Source organism: Streptomyces sp. NPDC004732, assembly GCF_040609235.1.
GTDB lineage: Bacteria > Actinomycetota > Actinomycetes > Streptomycetales > Streptomycetaceae > Streptomyces.
This window is the reverse complement of the sequence record NZ_JBEXJR010000002.1, coordinates 954,072-971,579: the sequence shown is the minus strand read 5'-3', so window position 1 is coordinate 971,579 and position 17,508 is coordinate 954,072. Positions and strand designations below refer to the sequence as shown.

Below are 17,508 nucleotides of genomic sequence, written 5' to 3'. Positions count from 1 at the left end.
AGATCTGGAAGCCCGGTAACGGGTGGAGGTGACTGGTACTAATAGGCCGAGGGCTTGTCCTCAGTTGCTCGCGTCCACTGTGTTGGTTCTGAAACCACGAACAACCGTCGTAGCCATGTGCCACGGCTCCGGTTGACAGTTTCATATTGTTTCGGTGGTCATAGCGTGAGGGAAACGCCCGGTTACATTCCGAACCCGGAAGCTAAGCCTCACAGCGCCGATGGTACTGCAGGGGGGACCCTGTGGGAGAGTAGGACGCCGCCGAACTCATTGTAGAGAAAACCCCCGCACCGTATGGTGCGGGGGTTTTCTGCGTTCCAGACCCTTTCTGCATTCCGGGGGCTTTTGGTAACGCTTAGGGTCGGGACATGCGATACGACCTGGTCATCTTCGACAATGACGGCGTTCTGGTGGACAGCGAGCCGATCTCCAACACGATCCTGGCCGGTTATCTGACCGAGCTCGGGCACCCCACCTCGTACGAGGACTCCCTGCGCGACTACATGGGGGCCGCCATGCACCGCGTACACGATGTGATCCTTGAGCGGAGCGGGCAGCGGCTTCCCGAGGATTTCGACGACGTCTTTCACGGACGGGTGTTCGCTGCCTTCGAGCGGGAGCTGCAGCCCGTGGACGGGGCCGTGGAAGTGCTGGAGAAGCTCGCCGGGGACGGGGTGGCCTACTGTCTGGCCTCTTCCGGGAGCCATGAGCGGATTCGGGTCGGGCATCGGAAGACCGGGCTTGATCAGTGGTTCGGGGAGGGGCTGGTCTTCAGCTCGCAGGATGTCGGGCGGGGCAAGCCGGCGCCCGATCTCTTCCTGCACGCCGCCGAGCGCATGGGAGTGGCGCCCGAGAAGTGCGTCGTGGTGGAGGACAGTCCGCTCGGAGTGCAGGCCGCGGTCGCCGCAGGGATGGATGTCCTCGGGTTCACCGCCATGACGCCCGCCGAGCGGCTCGTGGGGGCCAATGAACTCTTCGGTGATCTGCGGGACTTGGTTGACCTGCTCGTATGACGTCGACCGGGTGGTCGGGCTGACATTTGTCATGGCCAGGTGCGGACGATCGTTTCTGTCGGCGGGTGGGCCCCGGAGGCGAAGCTGAGGTTGTCGCGGAGGAAGTGAAGCCGGACGTACGCAGCCCGACGGAGGAAACCGATCATGAGTCAGCTCGCCACCGACGCCCTCGTAGAGGTCCGCCCCGTCGCCGCCACCACGGCCGAGGCCCCCGACGACGCACGCAAGGCCCGCATCGAGTCCCTGAAGCCGCTGGTGCTGGACGCGCTGGTGCCGACCGCCTCGTACTACCTGCTCAGCAAGGGGTTCGGGATGGGCACCATGGCCGCGCTGGCCTGGAGCAGTGTGGTGCCGGCCGCGCGGACGCTGTGGAGCCTGGTCAAGGAGCGGCGGGTCAACGGGCTCGCGGCGCTCATCCTGACCGCCAACGTCGTCGGGCTGCTGGCGAGCCTCGTCGCCGGGGACCCGCGGCTGATGCTCGCCAAGGACAGCGCCATCACGGCGACCGTGGGGATCGCGATCCTGCTGTCGGTGGTGGCCGGGCGGCCGCTGATGACCGCCGGTCTCAAGCCCTGGGTGACCAAGGGGAACGCGGCGAGGACCGCGGCCTGGGAACGGTTGAGCGCCGAGCGCGGGCGGTTCGCGCGGCTGGAGCGGATGTTCTCGGTCGTATGGGGTCTGGCGCTCTTCGGGGAGGCGCTGCTGCGGGTCGTGGGGGCCTACACGCTGCCCGTCGACACCATGGTGTGGCTGGGCGGGGCGATCGCGGCCGGCACGATCACGCTGACCATGTTCGTCAGTGGCGGCCTGGTCGTCGGGCCGATGGAGAAGATGGTCGAGGCGGACGTGGTGGGTGTGGCTCGTGGGGCGGACGCGTCGGGGCGCTGAAGGCGCCGAAATTGGTTGAGTGATCCATCTACCCACTGGTAGCCGTGGGCCCTACGCTCTGCAGCCATGACCGAAGTGCTGCGGCGCGGCAGGGCCTCGCTGGCGTTCGCCTTCCTGGTGCAGGGAGTGACCTTCGCCCTGCTCGTGACGCGGATCCCGGCGATCCAGGACCGGTACGGGATATCCGACGGGCTGCTGCCCGTCTTCCTCGCGGCGGTGCCGATCCTGGCGGGAGTCGGGAGCGTGGGCACCGAGCAGCTCGTCAAGAAGGTGCCGCCGAGCGCGGTGCTGAGGTGGTCGCAGCCCGCCGTGCTGCTTGCGCTGCTGGGGGTGGGCGCGGGCGACGCGCTGTGGCAGGTCGCCGTGGCGCTCGGGGGGTTCGGGCTGGCGGTGGGTGCGCTCGACGCGTCCATGAACATGCTCGGGGTCAGTCTCCAACGGGCGTACGGGCGCAGCATCATGCTCGGGTTTCACGCCGCGTACAGCCTGGGCGGGATCGTGGGGGCGTCGCTGGCCTGGGCCGGGGCGCACTGGGATCTGTCGCTCTTCGTCTCCTATCTGCCGGTCGTGGCCGTGCTGTTGCCTGCCGCGCTGGTCGGGAGCCGGTGGTACGTCGATGCCGCGAAGGCCGGGAGCGGGAGTGCGGAGGACGGCGGGGGTGCCGTCGTCTTCAAGGTGCTGCTTCCGCTCTGTCTGGTGATGACGTTCGCTTACATCGGCGACTCGACCGTCTCCAACTGGAGTGCCAAGTACCTGCAGGACGTGCTGGGGAGTTCGGAGGAGGTCTCGACCGTCCCCTACAACGTCTACATGGTCATGACGCTGGTGGGGCGCGGGCTCGGGGATCTGGGGGTGCGGCGCTTCGGGGCCGTGGCGGTGGTGCGGGCCGGGTCGGTGGTGGCGGCGCTGGGGTTCGCGGTCGTGGCGGTGGCGCCGGGGGCGTGGGTCGGGATCGCCGGATTCACGGTGCTCGGACTGGGGTTGTGCGTGATTGTTCCGCAGACGTTCGCCGCGGCGGGGAGGCTGTTCCCGGGGGCTTCGGATGCGGCCGTCGCGCGACTGAACATCTTCAACTATGTGGGGTTCCTGATCGGTTCGCCGCTGGTGGGCGGGCTCGGGGACGCCTGGAACTACCGGGGGGCGATGGTCGTTCCCATGGTGTTGGTGCTCTTGACCCTGCTGTACGCCCGTTCCTTCGCCCCAGGACCGGACCGGTACGGTGACGGACATGAGCGGCCGCGCACAGCTGATGTGGGACGAGGCAGTAACGGGCTATGACTTCGGCCCGGGCCACCCGATGGACCCGGTCAGGCTCGGGCTGACCCGAAGCCTGGTCGACGCCTTCGGGCTCGACCGGGAGCTGGACGTGGTCGCGGCCAAGCGTGCCGGTGATTCGACGCTGCGTCTCGTGCACCGCGGGGACTACGTGGACGCGGTGAAGGCCGCCTCCCTCGACCCCGCGTCCGCGCGGGGGGAGTACGGCCTCGGCACGGAGGACGACCCGGCCTTCGCCGGGATGCACGACGCTTCGGCGCTGATCGCCGGTCAGTCCGTCGGCGCGGCCGAGGCCGTGTGGCGCGGGGACGCGCTGCACGCGGTGAACTTCGCGGGCGGGCTGCACCACGCGATGCCCGGGGGCGCCTCCGGGTTCTGTATCTACAACGACGCCGCGCTGGCCATCGCCCGGCTCCTGGAGCTGGGCGCGGAGCGCGTGGCGTACGTGGATGTCGACGTGCACCACGGCGACGGCGTCCAGGCCGCCTTCTGGGAGGACCCGCGGGTCCTCACGATCTCGCTCCACGAACATCCGCGGACGCTGTTCCCGCAGACCGGCTGGCCCGAGGAGACGGGTGCGGACGGCGCCGCGGAGGGGACCGCCGCGAACATCGCGCTGCCCGCAGGGACCGGGGACGCCGGGTGGCTGCGGGCCTTCCACGCCGTGGTGCCCGAGCTGCTCGCCGAGTTCCGGCCGCAGGTCCTCGTGACGCAGCACGGCGCGGACACGCACTTCGAGGATCCGCTGGCGCACCTCGCCGTTTCGCTGGACGCCCAGCGGTCCGTGCAGGTCGCCTGCCACGAGCTGGCCCACGAGTACGCCGACGGGCGATGGGTCTCACTGGGCGGCGGGGGATATGCGGTGGTGGACGTGGTGCCGCGGTCCTGGACGCATCTCGTCGCCATCGCGGCGGGGCGGCCGGTCGAGCCCACGGCGCAGATCCCCGAAGCGTGGCGGCAGGAAGTCTTCGCGCGGACCCGGCAGTTGGCGCCCGGGCGGATGACGGACGGGCGGTGGCCGGTGGAGTGGAAGGGCTGGGAGTCGGGATACGACCCCGCCGACCGGCTCGACCAGGCCGTGCTCGCGGCCCGGCGGGCGGTGTTCCCGCTGCGGGGGCTGCTCGCGTAGCAGTGCCGAGGGGTCCGGGAGGCCGCGGTCCGGCCGATCGGATTGGATTATGCCCGCGTTAGCCCAACTGTGCGTGGTTTCCGGGGTTTTGTGGTCCGGGCGCGCGCGGATGCGCCAGCATCGGCAGCGTGTTGAGCACCGGCGCCCTGCGTGCGCATCTGTTGGCGGCTCGGTTGGCCGGGCCCGTGGCCACCTCACGGGAAGAGAGCCTGCGGAGCTATCGGCTCTTCGCGGCCCGGGACCCGCGGATACTTCTCGGGCTCGACCCCGAATGGAGCTGGGGCTCCGGTGATCTGCTGCGCCTGATGTCTGACAAGTGCGGAGTGTCCGCCGACCCTGGGCACACCTCGGGGACCGACGTCATCGATCCGGAGCGGACACTGGCGGCGCTCGACGCGTTCGCGGAACGGCTCGCGGTCGCGGCCCGGTGGCGGGTCCCCGTGCTCTTCGGGACCGGTCATCCGCACCGGCTGCTCGGGTTCTACGCCGCCTTGGCGGACGCCTTGTCGGCGGCCGGATGCACCGTCCTCACCCCCGCGCAGGGCAACAGTGTCGACATAACGACCCGGTTTGGCCTACGTACGTACAACCTTGACTACGTACAAGGAGTCGCGCTGGTGCGCGAACCCGGCGCGCGTCTCACCGGGAGTGAGACCGGCGCACACACCCACTCACCCCTCCCGGTTCGAGCCGTCCTGGATGCCGCAGCGGAGGCCGGCGGACCGCTTCCAGGGTTGGTCATCGGGGACCACGGATGGGTCTGCGGAGCAGGTCAGCTGGGGTTTGAGGCGATCGGTCTGGCGGATACGGACGATCCGGCGCTATTCGTCGGGGAGGCCGAGGGGCAGGTGTCCGTCGTCGTTCCGCTTGATGACGCTGTGCGGTCTGATTACTACCGACCGCTTACTCGCTATGTACTCAATCGAGCGTGTCTGTCACAGTAGGCGGCCGATGGCTGCTCCTCTTCCCCACTCGCATCATCCGCCCCTAGTCTGGGGAGTGAGCGCGCAGCGACGAAGAGTCACCGGAAGGGGAAGCCGGTGCCCGTCATGTGCGGAAGGTTCAGGTGGGGTGTCATGGCTGCAGACCAGAGGCCGCTGAACGAGGTTCAGTTTCTGACCGTGGCGGAAGTCGCCTCGGTGATGCGAGTGTCCAAGATGACCGTGTACCGGCTGGTGCACAGCGGTCATCTGCCCGCCATCCGGGTCGGAAGGTCCTTCCGGGTTCCGGAGCAGGCGGTTCACGAGTACCTCCGCGAGTCCTATGTGGGGGTCGAAGCAGGTTGAGCGAGGGGTCCCCCGGGGCCCTTCGGGCAGGGGTCATTGCCCCTCGATTACGTCCCTCACGCGGGGACGGGTAGGCTAGGCCGACGTAGGTCGTGTGGGCCCAGTCTGCTGCCCCGCACCGAGTGAAGAGAAGTGAGCGAGGGTAGTCGTGGGCTCTGTTATCAAGAAGCGGCGTAAGCGGATGGCCAAGAAGAAGCACCGCAAGCTGCTGAAGCGCACTCGCGTTCAGCGTCGCAACAAGAAGTAAGCGACCGCTGCAACAGCGTGTTCCGAAGCCCTCCCGTCATCCGACGGGAGGGCTTCGGTGTTTTCGGCCGTCTCTGGGCTCACGGACATCACACCGCAACGTCCACCAGATAGCGTGGTCCGGGACACCGCCGACGGTGGCGCGGCGAGGGGTTTGGGGAAAGGCAGGCGCTGATCTTGGGCAAGGTCGTGCTCGTGACCGGAGTGGCCCGACAGCTGGGCGGACGGTTCGTCCGGCGCATCCAGCGTGACCCCGACGTCGACCGGGTGGTCGCCGTCGACGCGGTCCCACCGGAGCACCATCTGGGCGGCGCCGACTTCGTCAGGGCCGACATCCGGCAGCCCGCCATCGCCAGGGTGCTCGCCGAGCACAGCGTGGACACGGTCGTGCACATGGACGTCACGGCGACCGCGCTCGGCGGCCGCGGGGGCAGGGGCGGCCGGGGCTCGGTCAAGGAGACCAACGTCATCGGCACCATGCAGCTGCTCGGCGCCTGCCAGAAGTCGCCGACGGTCCAGCGGCTCGTGGTGAAGTCGAGCACCAGCGTGTACGGGTCGGCGCCCAAGGACCCCGCGGTCTTCACGGAGACGACGCCGCCCAAATCGCTGCCCAGCGGTGGCTTCGCCAAGGACGCCGTCGAGGTCGAGGGCTATGTACGCGGCTTCGCGCGGCGCCGCCCGGACGTCGCGGTGTGCGTGCTGCGCTTCGCGAACATCCTCGGGCCCGCCGCGGACTCCCCGCTCGCCGAGTACTTCTCGCTGCCGGTCCTGCCGACCGTGTTCGGCTACGACCCGCGCCTGCAGTTCGTCCACGAGGACGACGCGGTCGAGGTGCTGCGGCTCGCCTCGCACGACCCGCAGCGCGGCACGCTCAACAGCGGCACGTTCAACGTCGCGGGCGACGGCCAGCTGCTCCTGTCCCAGTGCTCGCGGCGGCTCGGCCGCCCCACGGTGCCGGTGCTGCTGCCCGCCGTCACCTGGGTCGGCTCGGCGCTGCGCACGGTCGGCATGTCGGACTTCTCGCCCGAGCAGATCAGGCTGCTCACCCACGGCCGGGTCGTGGCCACCCGGCAGATGCGCGAGACACTGGGGTTCAGGCCGAAGTACACGACCGCGGAGACCTTCGCGGACTTCGTACGCAGCCGGGGCCCCGGGCTGCTGCCACCAGGTGCCCTCGCGGGGGCAGTCGACCGGATCGCCGCGCTGCCCCTCGCGGGTGGCCACCAGAGCGCCAACTGAGGAGAGCGTCAACGATGGCGGACGCCAAGGTCATTCCGTTCGACGACGACCGGTCGCGCGGGAGCGCGCAGCGCACCTCGCGCCGCAGGTCCGCGCCCCGGCGCAAGGGCGACCCCGTGGCCGGGGTCAAGGCGCTGCCCGGGCAGCAGGAGGGGCAGCAGCAGGACGTGCAGCAGCTCGCGGAGCCGCAGCCGGCGCCCGCGGGGCCGCAGGGGAAGGTGCCGGAGCCGCGGGGCGGTGGTGGCTGGGACCGGCGCATCGCGGGCGGCCTCTCGTTCCTGCGGCGGCGGCTCACGGGTGAGTACGAGGTCGACGACTTCGGCTACGACGAGGAGCTCACCGACCAGGTCCTGATGTCGATGCTCCGGCCGTTCTACGACAAGTACTTCCGGGTGGAGGTGAAGGGCATCGAGAACATCCCCGCCGACGGCGGGGCGCTGATCGTCGCCAACCACTCCGGGACGCTGCCGCTGGACGGCCTGATGATGCAGGTCGCGGTGCACGACAACCATCCCCAGGGTCGCCATCTGCGGCTGCTCGCCGCCGACCTCGTCTTCATGCTGCCGGTGATCAACGAACTGGCCCGCAAGGCCGGGCACACGCTGGCCTGCGCGGAGGATGCGGAGCGCCTCCTTGAGCGGGGCGAGCTGGTGGGTGTGATGCCGGAGGGCTTCAAGGGCATCGGGAAGCCGTTCAGCGACCGCTACAAGCTGCAGCGGTTCGGCCGCGGCGGCTTCGTCTCGACGGCGTTGCGCACGGGCTCACCGATCGTGCCGTGCTCGATCGTCGGGGCGGAGGAGATCTACCCCATGATCGGCAACGCCAAGACCTTGGCGCGGGTCCTCGGCATCCCGTACTTCCCGGTCACGCCGACGTTCCCGTGGCTCGGTCCGCTGGGTGCGGTGCCGTTGCCGACGAAGTGGACGATCCAGTTCGGTGAGCCGATCCCGACGGACGGGTATCCGCCGGAGGCGGCGGAGGATCCGATGCTGATGTTCAACCTGACGGATCAGGTGCGGGAGCAGATCCAGCATTCGCTGTACAAGCTGCTGGTGCAGCGGCGGTCGGTTTTCTTCTAGGTGCGTGTACGCGGCCGGGGGCGCCCTCCTGGTGAGGAGAGCGCCCCCGACCCCGTACGGGCAGGGACTAGTTCGCGTCCTCGCCCTTGATGCCGAGCTCCGGGAGCTGCAGGCCGGGCAGGAGCGGGGGCAGCGTGACGTCCGGCTTGGCCGGGGAGCTGTGCTGGCCGGGTTTGCTCTTGCCGTCCGAGGGCTGCGGGCTGGTCTCCTTCTCGTCCGGTGGGTCGAGCAGGCCGCCGGTGGCGCCGCCGAGGAGGCCGTCGTCGTGGCGGTCCGACGTGGAGGGCTTCGGCTTGCTGTCGCTGCCCGTCCCGCCGCCGTGCGAGCTGCCGCCGCCCGAGGGATGGGAGGGGCGACCGTCGGAGCCCTCGGAGCCGCTGGGGCTCTGGGACGTCCGGCCGCCTGAGCCGCCCTTCTCCGGCGCGCGGGGCAGCAGGGAGCGCAGCGGGTCGACCTCTTCGTCTATGGCGTCGAAGACGGAGTTCACCTGCTCTCCCACGTCGCCCAGCTGGACGGGGAGGCGGCCCTGGAGGTCGCTCCACGCTTCCCGGTGCGACTGGGAGAACGCGGACAGCGCCTGGATGGGGCCCAGGGAGCCGTCGCGCTCGTACGCCTCGAGGAGCAGGCGGTGGCCTTCCGTGGCGTCGTGCCGCATGCCGGAGAGGGCTCGCCTGACCTCGCCGAGCGACTCGTGGTCCAGGGCGCCGGAGCGGCCCCGCTCCATGAGCCTGCGGGCCTCGTTCAGCCGCGTCGAGGCATGGTCGAGATAGATCTGGCCACGGTCGGTGTCGCCGTTGGCCAGGCCCAGCTTGAAGTCCTCCATGCCGCGCTTGAGGCCGTACAACGAATCGCCGGGCAGGGCGTCGGAGCTGGCCGCGGCCACTCCGCCGAACGCGCCCGCGGCGACGCCGACGGTGAGGCCGCCCGCCGCGATGCCCTTGGACAGACGGGAACGCGGCCGCAACTTCCCCAGGGCACCCGCGCGGTGGGCACCCTTGCGGGACCGCTGCTCGGGCACCGAGGGACTGCCGCCCTCGAGGAACATGGCTTCCATCGCGGCCACGAGCTGGGCGCGCTGGACGACCTTGACCTCGGGGTCCAGGACGGGCTTGGGCAGCGCGTCGAGACCGTCCGTCAGGGCCAGCATGTGGCTCTGTTCGGTCGGTTCGGCGCGGCCGGTGGTTTCGGGGGACTCCACGGATGCGGCCGCTGGCACGGGCGCTGAGTCCTCGGACTGCTCGGCCGCCGGACCCTGGTCGGAATGCTCCTCCAGGGCCTGGGCGAAGGCGTTCGCCCGCCGGTGGGCCGATACGTTCGCGATCACTGGCGGCACCTCCTCTCGTCAAGACGGTCGACTCCCCAGGGGGTCCTGAGGGTTGCATGTCCTGACCATTTCCACACGATCGAGTGAGCGGAGCCAGCCAGGTAGCGACCACAGGGAGCCTGCATCCCGCACAACGAGCGTCGCGGCACTTGGGTTACGGACGAAAGATGATCGGACCGCGACAATTCCGTGGCGCCCATCCACCCGCCACGGAAGGTGAGTTGGGCGCCACGGAGCGCTATCGGACGTCGTCGGGCAGGAGCCGTGCGAGCGTGCGCACCGCGCGGTACTGGAGGGTCTTGATCGCGCCCTCGTTCTTCCCCATGACCCGCGCGGTCTCGGCGACGGAGAGTCCCTGGAGGAAGCGCAGGGTCACGCACTCCTGCTGCTGGGGGTTGAGGCGGCGGACGGCTTCGAGGAGGGCCGCGTTCGAGAGGGACTCCAGGACGGAGTCCTCGGGGCTGCGCTCGACCTCATTGGCGTCGAGCATCTCGCCGGTGGTCACTTCGAGGCGGAATCGGCTTGATTTGAAGTGGTCGGCGACCAGGTTGCGCGCGATCGTGACCAGCCAGGCGCCGAAGTCGCGGCCCTGCCAGGTGAACGTGCCGATGCGGCGGAGGGCGCGCAGAAAGGTCTCACTGGTGAGATCCTCGGCGGTCGCCTTGCCGCCCACGCGGTAGTAGATGTAGCGGTAGACCGTGTCGCTGTACTGGTCGTAGAGGCGTCCGAAGGCGTCGGACTCGCCGGCCTGAGCGCGTTCGACGAGATCCATCATGCGCGCGCTGTCGCTGTCCGCTGCGGGACGGCGAGGGGTGGGGGCCGAGGTGGCGGCAGCGGAGCCGGAACGGGCCCGTCTGCTGACAGCCGCCCCGCTGTTGGCCAGGGCATAGCAGGGCCCGGCGGGTGCGGGGACGGCGAGTGCGGGGACGGCGGGGACGGCGTACGCGGTGGGGACGAAGCCGCGCAAGCGGTCGATGACCGTTGCGCGCAGCGTAGCCAGGCCCGAGGCGTCAACCCCGACGTGTGGGTACACGGGACTCCCAGAGGCAGAGCTTCCATCACGTGCAGTGCGGGACCGTTCACCCGTCGTAGCGACGTGTGGGGTCCCTTATGCGTCTGAGGAGAATAACGCTTCGTACAGGCAGCGCTACACCCAGTTGCTCAAATCATCGATTACGTCGCTTCTGTAACCGATTGACGCCCGTTCAAGCACCGGAGAGTGAGCACTTGTTGATCGAATCAGTTCACATTCCGTGTCGGCCTGAGGCGTGTTGTGGCCGAGTGCTACCGGCGTGACTGGCGGGAGGCGTGGCGGGGTAGGACCGACGGAATGCTCGGGGCGGGGTGCACGGGCAGGGCCGGAACGTGCCTTCAGTGACGACGGCGGTGCAGGGCCACGGCCGCGGCGGCGCCGCCCGCGAGCGCGCCGACACCGGCGGCGGCCGGGATCCCGACCTTCGCGGCCTTGCGGCCCGTGCGGTAGTCCCGCAGCCGCCAGTCCCGCTCGCGTGCGTGCTTGCGCAGCTTGGCGTCGGGGTTGATCGCGTACGGATGCCCGACGAGGGAGAGCATCGGGATGTCGTTGTGCGAGTCGCTGTACGCGGCGCAGCGGCCCAGGTCCAGGCCCTCGGCGGCGGCCAGGGCGCGGACGGCCTCGGCCTTCGCGGGGCCGTGCAGGGGTTCGCCGACGAGCTTGCCGGTGTAGACGCCGCCGATGGACTCGGCGACGGTGCCCAGGGCCCCGGTCAGGCCGAGGCGACGGGTGATCACCGTGGCGATCTCCACCGGGGCCGCCGTGACCAGCCAGACCTTCTGGCCCGCGTCGAGGTGGGCCTGGGCGAGGGCGCGGGTGCCCGGCCAGATGCGCTCGGCCATGTACTCGTCGTAGATCTCCTCGCCGATGGACATCAGCTCGGCGACCCGGTGGCCCTTGACGATGGACAGGGCGCTGTCGCGGGCGTCCTGCATGTGCTCGGGGTCCTCGACGCCCGCGAGCCTGAACCAGGCCTGCTGCCAGGCGAATCGGAACAGTTCCTGGCGCTCGAAGAACTTCCGCTTGTAGAGCCCGCGGCCGAAGTGGAAGATCGCGGCGCCCTGCATCACGGTGTTGTCGAGGTCGAAGAAGGCGGCGGCCTTGTCGTCGCCGACGACGGGGAACTCCGGTTCCTGCGGTCCTTCGTCGGGCGTGGTCTGTGCGGCGAGGGCGTCGAGTTCCTCCAGCTCCTGGGAGGACTTGCGCGCTGCCTCAGCCGAGGCCTCGCCTGCCAACACGCTCCGCGCCGTGGCGGAGCGCCTACGGGGGGTGAGCCATCCGAGAGCGGCCATGTCGTGAGCATAGCCAGTTTGTTCGGAGGTTCCGGAGTCGGGAGGATTCGGGCCTGTGAACTCTCCGTGTCCTTGCGGTTGGGCGACCGGGCGAGAATGGCGGTATGAGCCCGATTTTTCGACGTACGAAGCGGAAACCGCAGGAGCGGCTGGTCACCCTGATCGGGAAGCCGGGGTGTCATTTGTGCGATGACGCACAGTCGGTGATCGAGAAGGTCTGCGGGGAGCTCGGCACTCCCTGGGAGAAGAAGGACATCACCCAGGACGAGGAGCTGCACCGGGCCTACTGGGAACAGATCCCGGTCGTCCTGGTGGACGGGGAGCAGCACACCTTCTGGCGCGTGGACGAGACGCGGCTGCGGCGCGAGCTCGACGGGTAGGGCCGTCCGGCACTGACCGGTCAGTCCAAAGTGCCCGCAAAGTCGATTACGCTTTGGGGCGGTTTTGGTCTCGGGGGCGACGATCGTGAGGAGAGTGTGCGGTTTTGCCCCCATCAAATGAGCGACGATGTCGTCCGTGCGCCGGTTCCACGGTCGTGCGCCAGGAGTGCGTGACCCCGGTCACGTTGGCCGGGCAAATCGGACACCATCTTTGTGCACGCGTTCACAAAGACATAGCCTGCATTCGACGGGGCGGTCTGGGGACGAGTGACCGCCTGCAGCCCCGCTCTACCCGCAGGAGCACCGTGGCAACTGGCCGAACTCACCGACCGGCGACCCGCAGCCGAGGAATTCCCGAGGCCACCGTCGCCAGGCTTCCGCTGTACCTCCGAGCCCTCACCGCACTGTCGGAGCGCTCGGTACCCACGGTCTCCTCCGAGGAGCTCGCGGCCGCCGCGGGGGTCAACTCCGCGAAGCTGCGCAAGGACTTCTCGTATCTGGGCTCCTACGGGACGCGCGGCGTGGGCTACGACGTCGAGTATCTCGTCTACCAGATCTCCCGTGAACTCGGGCTGACCCAGGACTGGCCGGTTGTCATCGTCGGCATCGGTAACCTCGGCGCCGCGCTCGCCAATTACGGCGGGTTCGCCTCGCGCGGGTTCCGGGTCGCCGCGCTGATCGACGCCGATCCCGCGATGGCGGGCACCCCCGTCGCGGGCATGCCGGTGCAGCACACGGACGAGCTCGAAAAGATCATCAGCGACAACGGCGTCTCCATCGGCGTGATCTCGACCCCCGCCGGGGCGGCCCAGCAGGTCTGCGAGCGGCTCGTCGCCGCCGGTGTGACCTCCATCCTGAACTTCGCGCCGACGGTCCTCTCCGTGCCGGAGGGCGTCGACGTGCGCAAGGTCGACCTCTCCATCGAGCTGCAGATCCTCGCCTTCCACGAGCAGCGCAAGGCCGGCGAGGACGCCGCCCACGAGGGCCCCGTCCCGCCCGTCTCCGCCAAGCAGCAGCGCAAGGGACCCGACGGGGACGTCCCCGCCGTGATGCCGGCATGAGTCTCCTGGTCGTGGGGCTGAGTCACCGCAGCGCCCCGGTGAGCGTCCTGGAGCGCGCCGCGCTGTCCGTGGACGCGCAGGCCAAGCTCCTGCAGGACACCCTGGCCGCCGAGCCCGCCGCCGAGGCGGCCGTGCTCGCCACCTGCAACCGCATCGAGCTCTACGCCGACGTGGACAAGTTCCACGCGGGCGTGGCCGAGCTGTCCACGCTGCTCGCGCAGCACAGCGGCGTCGGCCTGGAGGAGCTCACTCCTTATCTCTACGTCCACTACGAGGACCGCGCCGTCCACCACTTCTTCTCGGTGGCGTGCGGGCTCGACTCGATGGTCGTCGGCGAGGGGCAGATCCTCGGGCAGATCAAGGACGCCCTGGCGCGCTCGCAGGAGCTGCACACCGCGGGCAAGCTCCTCAACGACCTCTTCCAGCAGGCCCTGCGGGTCGGCAAGCGCGCGCACTCCGAGACCGGCATCGACCGGGCCGGACAGTCGCTCGTGACCTTCGGTCTCGAACAGCTCGCCGCGGGCGGGTCCGTGGAGACCTGGGCCGAGGGCAAGCGCGCCCTGGTGATCGGCGCGGGCTCGATGTCCTCGCTGGCCGCGGCGACGCTCGCACGCGCCGGTGTCCGGGAGCTCGTCGTCGCCAACCGCACGCTGGAGCGGGCCCGCCGCCTCGCGGAGATCCTCGCGGACTCCGGCACCGAAGCGACCGCGCGCGCCGTCCCCATGGCCGACGTGGCCGACGAACTGACACGTGCCGACGTGGTGGTCTCGTGCACCGGTGCGACCGGTCTGGTCCTGACGGCCGAGGCTGTCGCCGCCGCCGTGGGCCGCACGACCCCGCCGCCCGCCGTGCGCGACACCCTCGCGCCGTCCGCGGACCCGGCCGGGACCGAGGGGACCGACGGGACTGCCGGGGCTGCCGGGACTGCCGGAGGCGACGCCACCGGCTTCGAACAGCACGCCGCATGGCTGGAGAAGGCACAGGGCGAAGGCCCGGCGCCGGTGGCCGCGCGGGACGGCGACGCCCCCGACGGGCGTACGACGTCGCTCGCACTCCTCGACCTCGCCATGCCGCGCGACATCGACGCGGCCGTGCACCGCATCGACGGGGTGCGCCTCGTCGACATCGAGTCGCTCGCCGAGGCGTCCGCGGACGCCCCGATGGCCGACGACGTGGAGAAGGTCCGCGGCATCGTCTCCGACGAGGTCGCCGCCTTCGGCGCCGCCCAGCGGGCCGCGCACATCACGCCGACCGTGGTCGCGCTGCGCACCATGGCCGCCGACGTGGTGGCCGGTGAAATGGCCCGCCTCGAAGGACGTCTGCCGGGCCTGGAGGACAAGCAGCGCGCGGAGATCACGCAGACCGTGCGCCGCGTCGTCGACAAGCTGCTGCACGCGCCGACGGTGCGGATCAAGCAGCTGGCGAGCGAGCCCGGCGGCGCCGGATACGCGGACGCGCTGCGCACGCTCTTCGACCTCGACCCGCAGACGGTCGCGGCGGTCAGCAGGGCTGACCACATGAACAACGAGAACGACGACCCGAATAGAGGCCGGGCATGACGGAGAGGGCTCTCAGGCTCGGGACCAGGCGCAGCAGGCTGGCCATGGCCCAGTCCGGCCAAGTGGCCGAGGCAGTCAAGGAGTTGACGGGGCGTCCCGTCGAGCTGGTGGAGATCACGACGTACGGCGACACCTCGCGCGAGCACCTCGCGCAGATCGGTGGCACCGGCGTCTTCGTCGCCGCGCTGCGCGAGGCGCTGGCCCGCGACGAGGTCGACTTCGCCGTGCACTCGCTCAAGGACCTGCCCACCGCACAGCCCGCCGAGCTCACCCTCGCCGCCGTGCCGGTGCGCGAGGACCCGCGCGACGCCCTGGTGGCGCGCGACGGCCTGACCTTCGCGGAGCTGCCCGACGGCGCCCGCGTGGGCACCGGTTCGCCGCGCCGCATGGCGCAGCTGAACGCCTACGCGCGCAGCCACGGCATGACCATCGAGACCGTGCCGATCCGCGGGAACGTCGACACCCGCATCGGATACGTGCACAAGGGAGAGCTCGACGCCGTCGTGCTCGCCGCCGCCGGACTCAACCGCGTCGGCAGGGCCGACGCGGTGACCGACCTCCTGTCGGTCGACACGATTCTGCCCGCCCCCGGCCAGGGGGCACTGGCGATCGAATGTGCCGCGCACAACGCGTCACTCGCCGCCACGCTCGCCGAGCTCGACGACCCGCACACCCGGGCCGCCGTGACCGCCGAGCGATCCCTGCTCGCCGCCCTGGAAGCCGGCTGCAGCGCCCCCGTGGGCGCGCTGGCCGATTTGCTGGCCGACGGGCAGATTGTCAAGGAGATGCGCCTGCGCGGCGTCGTCGGTACGACCGACGGCTCGTCGCTGGTGCAGCTGTCCACCACCGGTCCCGTGCCCGAGACGGAGACCCAGGCCATGGCGCTGGGCCGCGAACTCGCAGCCGAGATGCTCGCCAAGGGCGCGGCCGGTCTGATGGGGGAGCGAGCACTTTGAGCCCCACCTCGAACCTTCCAGGCCTTCCCGCACACGGGCACGTCACCTTCCTCGGTGCCGGTCCCGGAGATCCGGGACTGCTGACCCTGCGCGCCGTCGAGGCGCTGGCCCGAGCGGATGTGCTGATCGCCGAGCCGGATGTGCTCGACGTCGTCCGCGTGCATGCCAGGGGAGGTGTGGACACACCCCAGCCGACAGCTGACGACACGTCAATGACCGCCGACGCGACGCCGTTCCGAGCTGCCGCCAATCTTGTCATGGAGGCGGCCAAGGGCGGCAGGCGGGTCGTGCGTGCGGTGAGCGGCGACCCGGGTCTCGACACCAACGCGGCCGACGAGATGCTGGCCTGCGCCGCCGCGGGCATCCCCTTCGAAGTGGTGCCCGGCATCGCGGCCGCCGTCGGTGTGCCCGCGTACGCGGGTGTGCCGCTGCGGGACGCACAGGGTGCGGACGTCCGCTTCGTCGACGCCCGTACCGCGTCCGACCGCTGCTGGAGCGAGGTCGGCGCGTCCGACGGGACCGTCGTCGTCTCGACGGCCCTCGACTCGGTGGCCGCGGCCGCCGGTGAGCTGGTGGCCGCGGGCCGCAAGCCCGACACCCCGATGACCGTGACCGTCGCCGGTACGACGACGCGCCAGCGCACCTGGACCGCGACGCTCGGCACCGTCGCGCAGGTGCTCAAGCAGGCGAAGGTGCTGCCCTCGCCCGACGGCGGCCGGCCCGTCATAGCCGTGGTCGGCGAGTGTTCGGCCCCCGCCCAGCGCGACCAGCTGTCGTGGTTCGAGTCGAAGCCGCTCTTCGGGTGGCGCGTCCTCGTGCCGCGCACGAAGGAGCAGGCGGCCTCGCTCTCCGACCAGCTGCGCTCCTACGGCGCCGTGCCGCACGAGGTCCCGACCATCGCGGTCGAGCCGCCGCGCACGCCCCAGCAGATGGAGCGCGCGGTCAAGGGCCTGGTCACCGGCCGGTACGAGTGGATCGCCTTCACCTCGGTCAACGCCGTCAAGGCGGTGCGGGAGAAGTTCGAGGAGTACGGGCTCGACGCGCGTGCCTTCGCCGGGATCAAGGTCGCGGCCGTCGGCGAGCAGACCGCCGCCGCGCTGGTCGCCTTCGGCGTCAAGCCGGACCTGGTGCCGAGCGGTGAGCAGTCGGCCGCCGGTCTCCTGGAGGACTGGCCGCCGTACGACCCGGTCTTCGACCCGATCGACCGGGTGTTCCTGCCGCGGGCGGACATCGCCACGGAGACGCTGGTCGCCGGGCTCATCGACCTCGGGTGGGAGGTCGACGACGTCACCGCCTACCGGACGGTGCGCGCGTCGCCGCCCCCGGCGGACACCCGCGAGGCGATCAAGGGCGGCGGCTTCGACGCGGTCCTCTTCACCTCGTCGTCCACGGTGCGCAACCTCGTCGGCATCGCGGGCAAGCCGCACAACGTGACCGTGATCGCGTGCATCGGTCCCGCCACCGCGAAGACCGCGGAGGAGCACGGGCTTCGGGTGGACGTGATGGCTCCGGAGCCTTCGGTGCACAAGCTCGCCGAGGCGCTGGCGGAGTTCGGTTCCCGGCGGCGGGCCGCGGCCCTGGAGGCGGGCGACCCCGTCACCCGGCCCAGCGAGCGTCGGCCGGGGTCCCGTCGGCGACGTACCGCCCCGTAGGTACCTTTGGGTGGGCGCCTCCCCATTTGGTGCTCTGCACCGGGGGTTGTGCCCACCCGTGCCGCCCTGCGGCACGTCTGCCCACAACGGAAACGG

General features: G+C 70.5%; 17 protein-coding genes and 1 rRNA gene. 15 read left to right on the top strand and 3 right to left on the bottom strand.

What is annotated here, in order from left to right; genetic code table 11:
- The first annotated feature begins 150 nt into the window (after nt 1–150).
- The 10 genes from rrf to ABZV77_RS09075 all read left to right on the top strand — a co-directional run bounded on the left by rrf (nt 151) and on the right by ABZV77_RS09075 (nt 8,155).
- Nucleotides 151–267, top strand: a 5S ribosomal RNA gene (rrf, locus tag ABZV77_RS09120).
- A 101-nt stretch (nt 268–368) separates the two neighbouring features.
- Nucleotides 369–1,013: an HAD family hydrolase gene (locus ABZV77_RS09115; protein ID WP_356252273.1), complete on the top strand. Its 645-nt coding sequence runs from the start codon at nt 369–371 to the stop codon at nt 1,011–1,013.
- A gap of 144 nt (nt 1,014–1,157) precedes the next feature.
- Entirely contained in the window at nt 1,158–1,901 is a 744-nt protein-coding gene (locus ABZV77_RS09110) for a VC0807 family protein (RefSeq protein ID WP_356252270.1), read from the top strand.
- 66 nt (nt 1,902–1,967) lie between these two features.
- Nucleotides 1,968–3,179 carry an MFS transporter gene (locus tag ABZV77_RS09105; RefSeq protein WP_356252267.1) on the top strand — a complete coding sequence of 404 codons (1,212 nt, stop codon included), beginning with the start codon at nt 1,968–1,970 and terminating at the stop codon, nt 3,177–3,179.
- Nucleotides 3,130–4,305 carry an acetoin utilization protein AcuC gene (locus ABZV77_RS09100; protein ID WP_356252264.1) on the top strand — a complete coding sequence of 392 codons (1,176 nt, stop codon included), beginning with the start codon at nt 3,130–3,132 and terminating at the stop codon, nt 4,303–4,305. The genes ABZV77_RS09105 and ABZV77_RS09100 overlap by 50 nt, the downstream gene beginning before the upstream one ends.
- A 128-nt stretch (nt 4,306–4,433) precedes the next feature.
- A complete protein-coding gene (locus ABZV77_RS09095) occupies nt 4,434–5,249 on the top strand; it encodes a phosphatase (protein WP_356252261.1) in 816 nt (271 codons plus the stop codon).
- A gap of 132 nt (nt 5,250–5,381) precedes the next feature.
- Nucleotides 5,382–5,591 carry a helix-turn-helix domain-containing protein gene (locus ABZV77_RS09090; RefSeq protein ID WP_157869005.1) on the top strand — a complete coding sequence of 70 codons (210 nt, stop codon included), beginning with the start codon at nt 5,382–5,384 and terminating at the stop codon, nt 5,589–5,591.
- A 148-nt stretch (nt 5,592–5,739) separates the two neighbouring features.
- A complete protein-coding gene (locus ABZV77_RS09085) occupies nt 5,740–5,838 on the top strand; it encodes an AURKAIP1/COX24 domain-containing protein (protein ID WP_003948845.1) in 99 nt (32 codons plus the stop codon).
- A gap of 176 nt (nt 5,839–6,014) precedes the next feature.
- Complete coding sequence (locus ABZV77_RS09080) at nt 6,015–7,076, top strand: NAD-dependent epimerase/dehydratase family protein (protein ID WP_356252257.1); 1,062 nt, start codon at nt 6,015–6,017, stop codon at nt 7,074–7,076.
- A gap of 14 nt (nt 7,077–7,090) precedes the next feature.
- Nucleotides 7,091–8,155 carry a lysophospholipid acyltransferase family protein gene (locus tag ABZV77_RS09075; protein WP_356252254.1) on the top strand — a complete coding sequence of 355 codons (1,065 nt, stop codon included), beginning with the start codon at nt 7,091–7,093 and terminating at the stop codon, nt 8,153–8,155.
- A gap of 67 nt (nt 8,156–8,222) precedes the next feature.
- Here the strand turns inward: ABZV77_RS09075 and ABZV77_RS09070 are convergent, their stop codons facing one another.
- The 3 genes from ABZV77_RS09070 to ABZV77_RS09060 form a co-directional block, all read right to left on the bottom strand.
- Nucleotides 8,223–9,479, bottom strand: coding sequence for a DUF5667 domain-containing protein (locus ABZV77_RS09070; protein ID WP_356252251.1), 1,257 nt, complete (start codon nt 9,477–9,479; stop codon nt 8,223–8,225).
- 238 nt (nt 9,480–9,717) lie between these two features.
- The gene (locus ABZV77_RS09065) at nt 9,718–10,512 is read right to left on the bottom strand and encodes an ECF subfamily RNA polymerase sigma factor, BldN family (protein WP_055566626.1); all 795 of its coding nucleotides are present in this window, start codon (nt 10,510–10,512) and stop codon (nt 9,718–9,720) included.
- A 338-nt stretch (nt 10,513–10,850) separates the two neighbouring features.
- Nucleotides 10,851–11,804: an HAD-IB family hydrolase gene (locus ABZV77_RS09060; RefSeq protein ID WP_356252247.1), complete on the bottom strand. Its 954-nt coding sequence runs from the start codon at nt 11,802–11,804 to the stop codon at nt 10,851–10,853.
- Nucleotides 11,805–11,908: 104 nt separating this feature from the next.
- On the opposite strand from ABZV77_RS09060, the gene ABZV77_RS09055 reads away from it, so the two are divergent.
- From ABZV77_RS09055 to ABZV77_RS09035, 5 genes are all read left to right on the top strand, one after another.
- A complete protein-coding gene (locus ABZV77_RS09055) occupies nt 11,909–12,184 on the top strand; it encodes a glutaredoxin family protein (RefSeq protein WP_356252244.1) in 276 nt (91 codons plus the stop codon).
- 305 nt (nt 12,185–12,489) lie between these two features.
- Entirely contained in the window at nt 12,490–13,245 is a 756-nt protein-coding gene (locus tag ABZV77_RS09050; protein WP_356252241.1) for a redox-sensing transcriptional repressor Rex, read from the top strand.
- Nucleotides 13,242–14,804, top strand: coding sequence for a glutamyl-tRNA reductase (locus ABZV77_RS09045; RefSeq protein ID WP_356252238.1), 1,563 nt, complete (start codon nt 13,242–13,244; stop codon nt 14,802–14,804). Before ABZV77_RS09050 ends, ABZV77_RS09045 begins: the two co-directional genes overlap by 4 nt.
- Entirely contained in the window at nt 14,801–15,760 is a 960-nt protein-coding gene (gene hemC, locus ABZV77_RS09040; RefSeq protein WP_356252235.1) for a hydroxymethylbilane synthase, read from the top strand. The genes ABZV77_RS09045 and hemC overlap by 4 nt, the downstream gene beginning before the upstream one ends.
- Nucleotides 15,757–17,412 (top strand): uroporphyrinogen-III synthase, encoded by a 1,656-nt coding sequence (locus ABZV77_RS09035; protein ID WP_356252232.1) that lies wholly within the window; start codon nt 15,757–15,759, stop codon nt 17,410–17,412. The genes hemC and ABZV77_RS09035 overlap by 4 nt, the downstream gene beginning before the upstream one ends.
- The last annotated feature ends 96 nt before the right edge of the window (nt 17,413–17,508 follow it).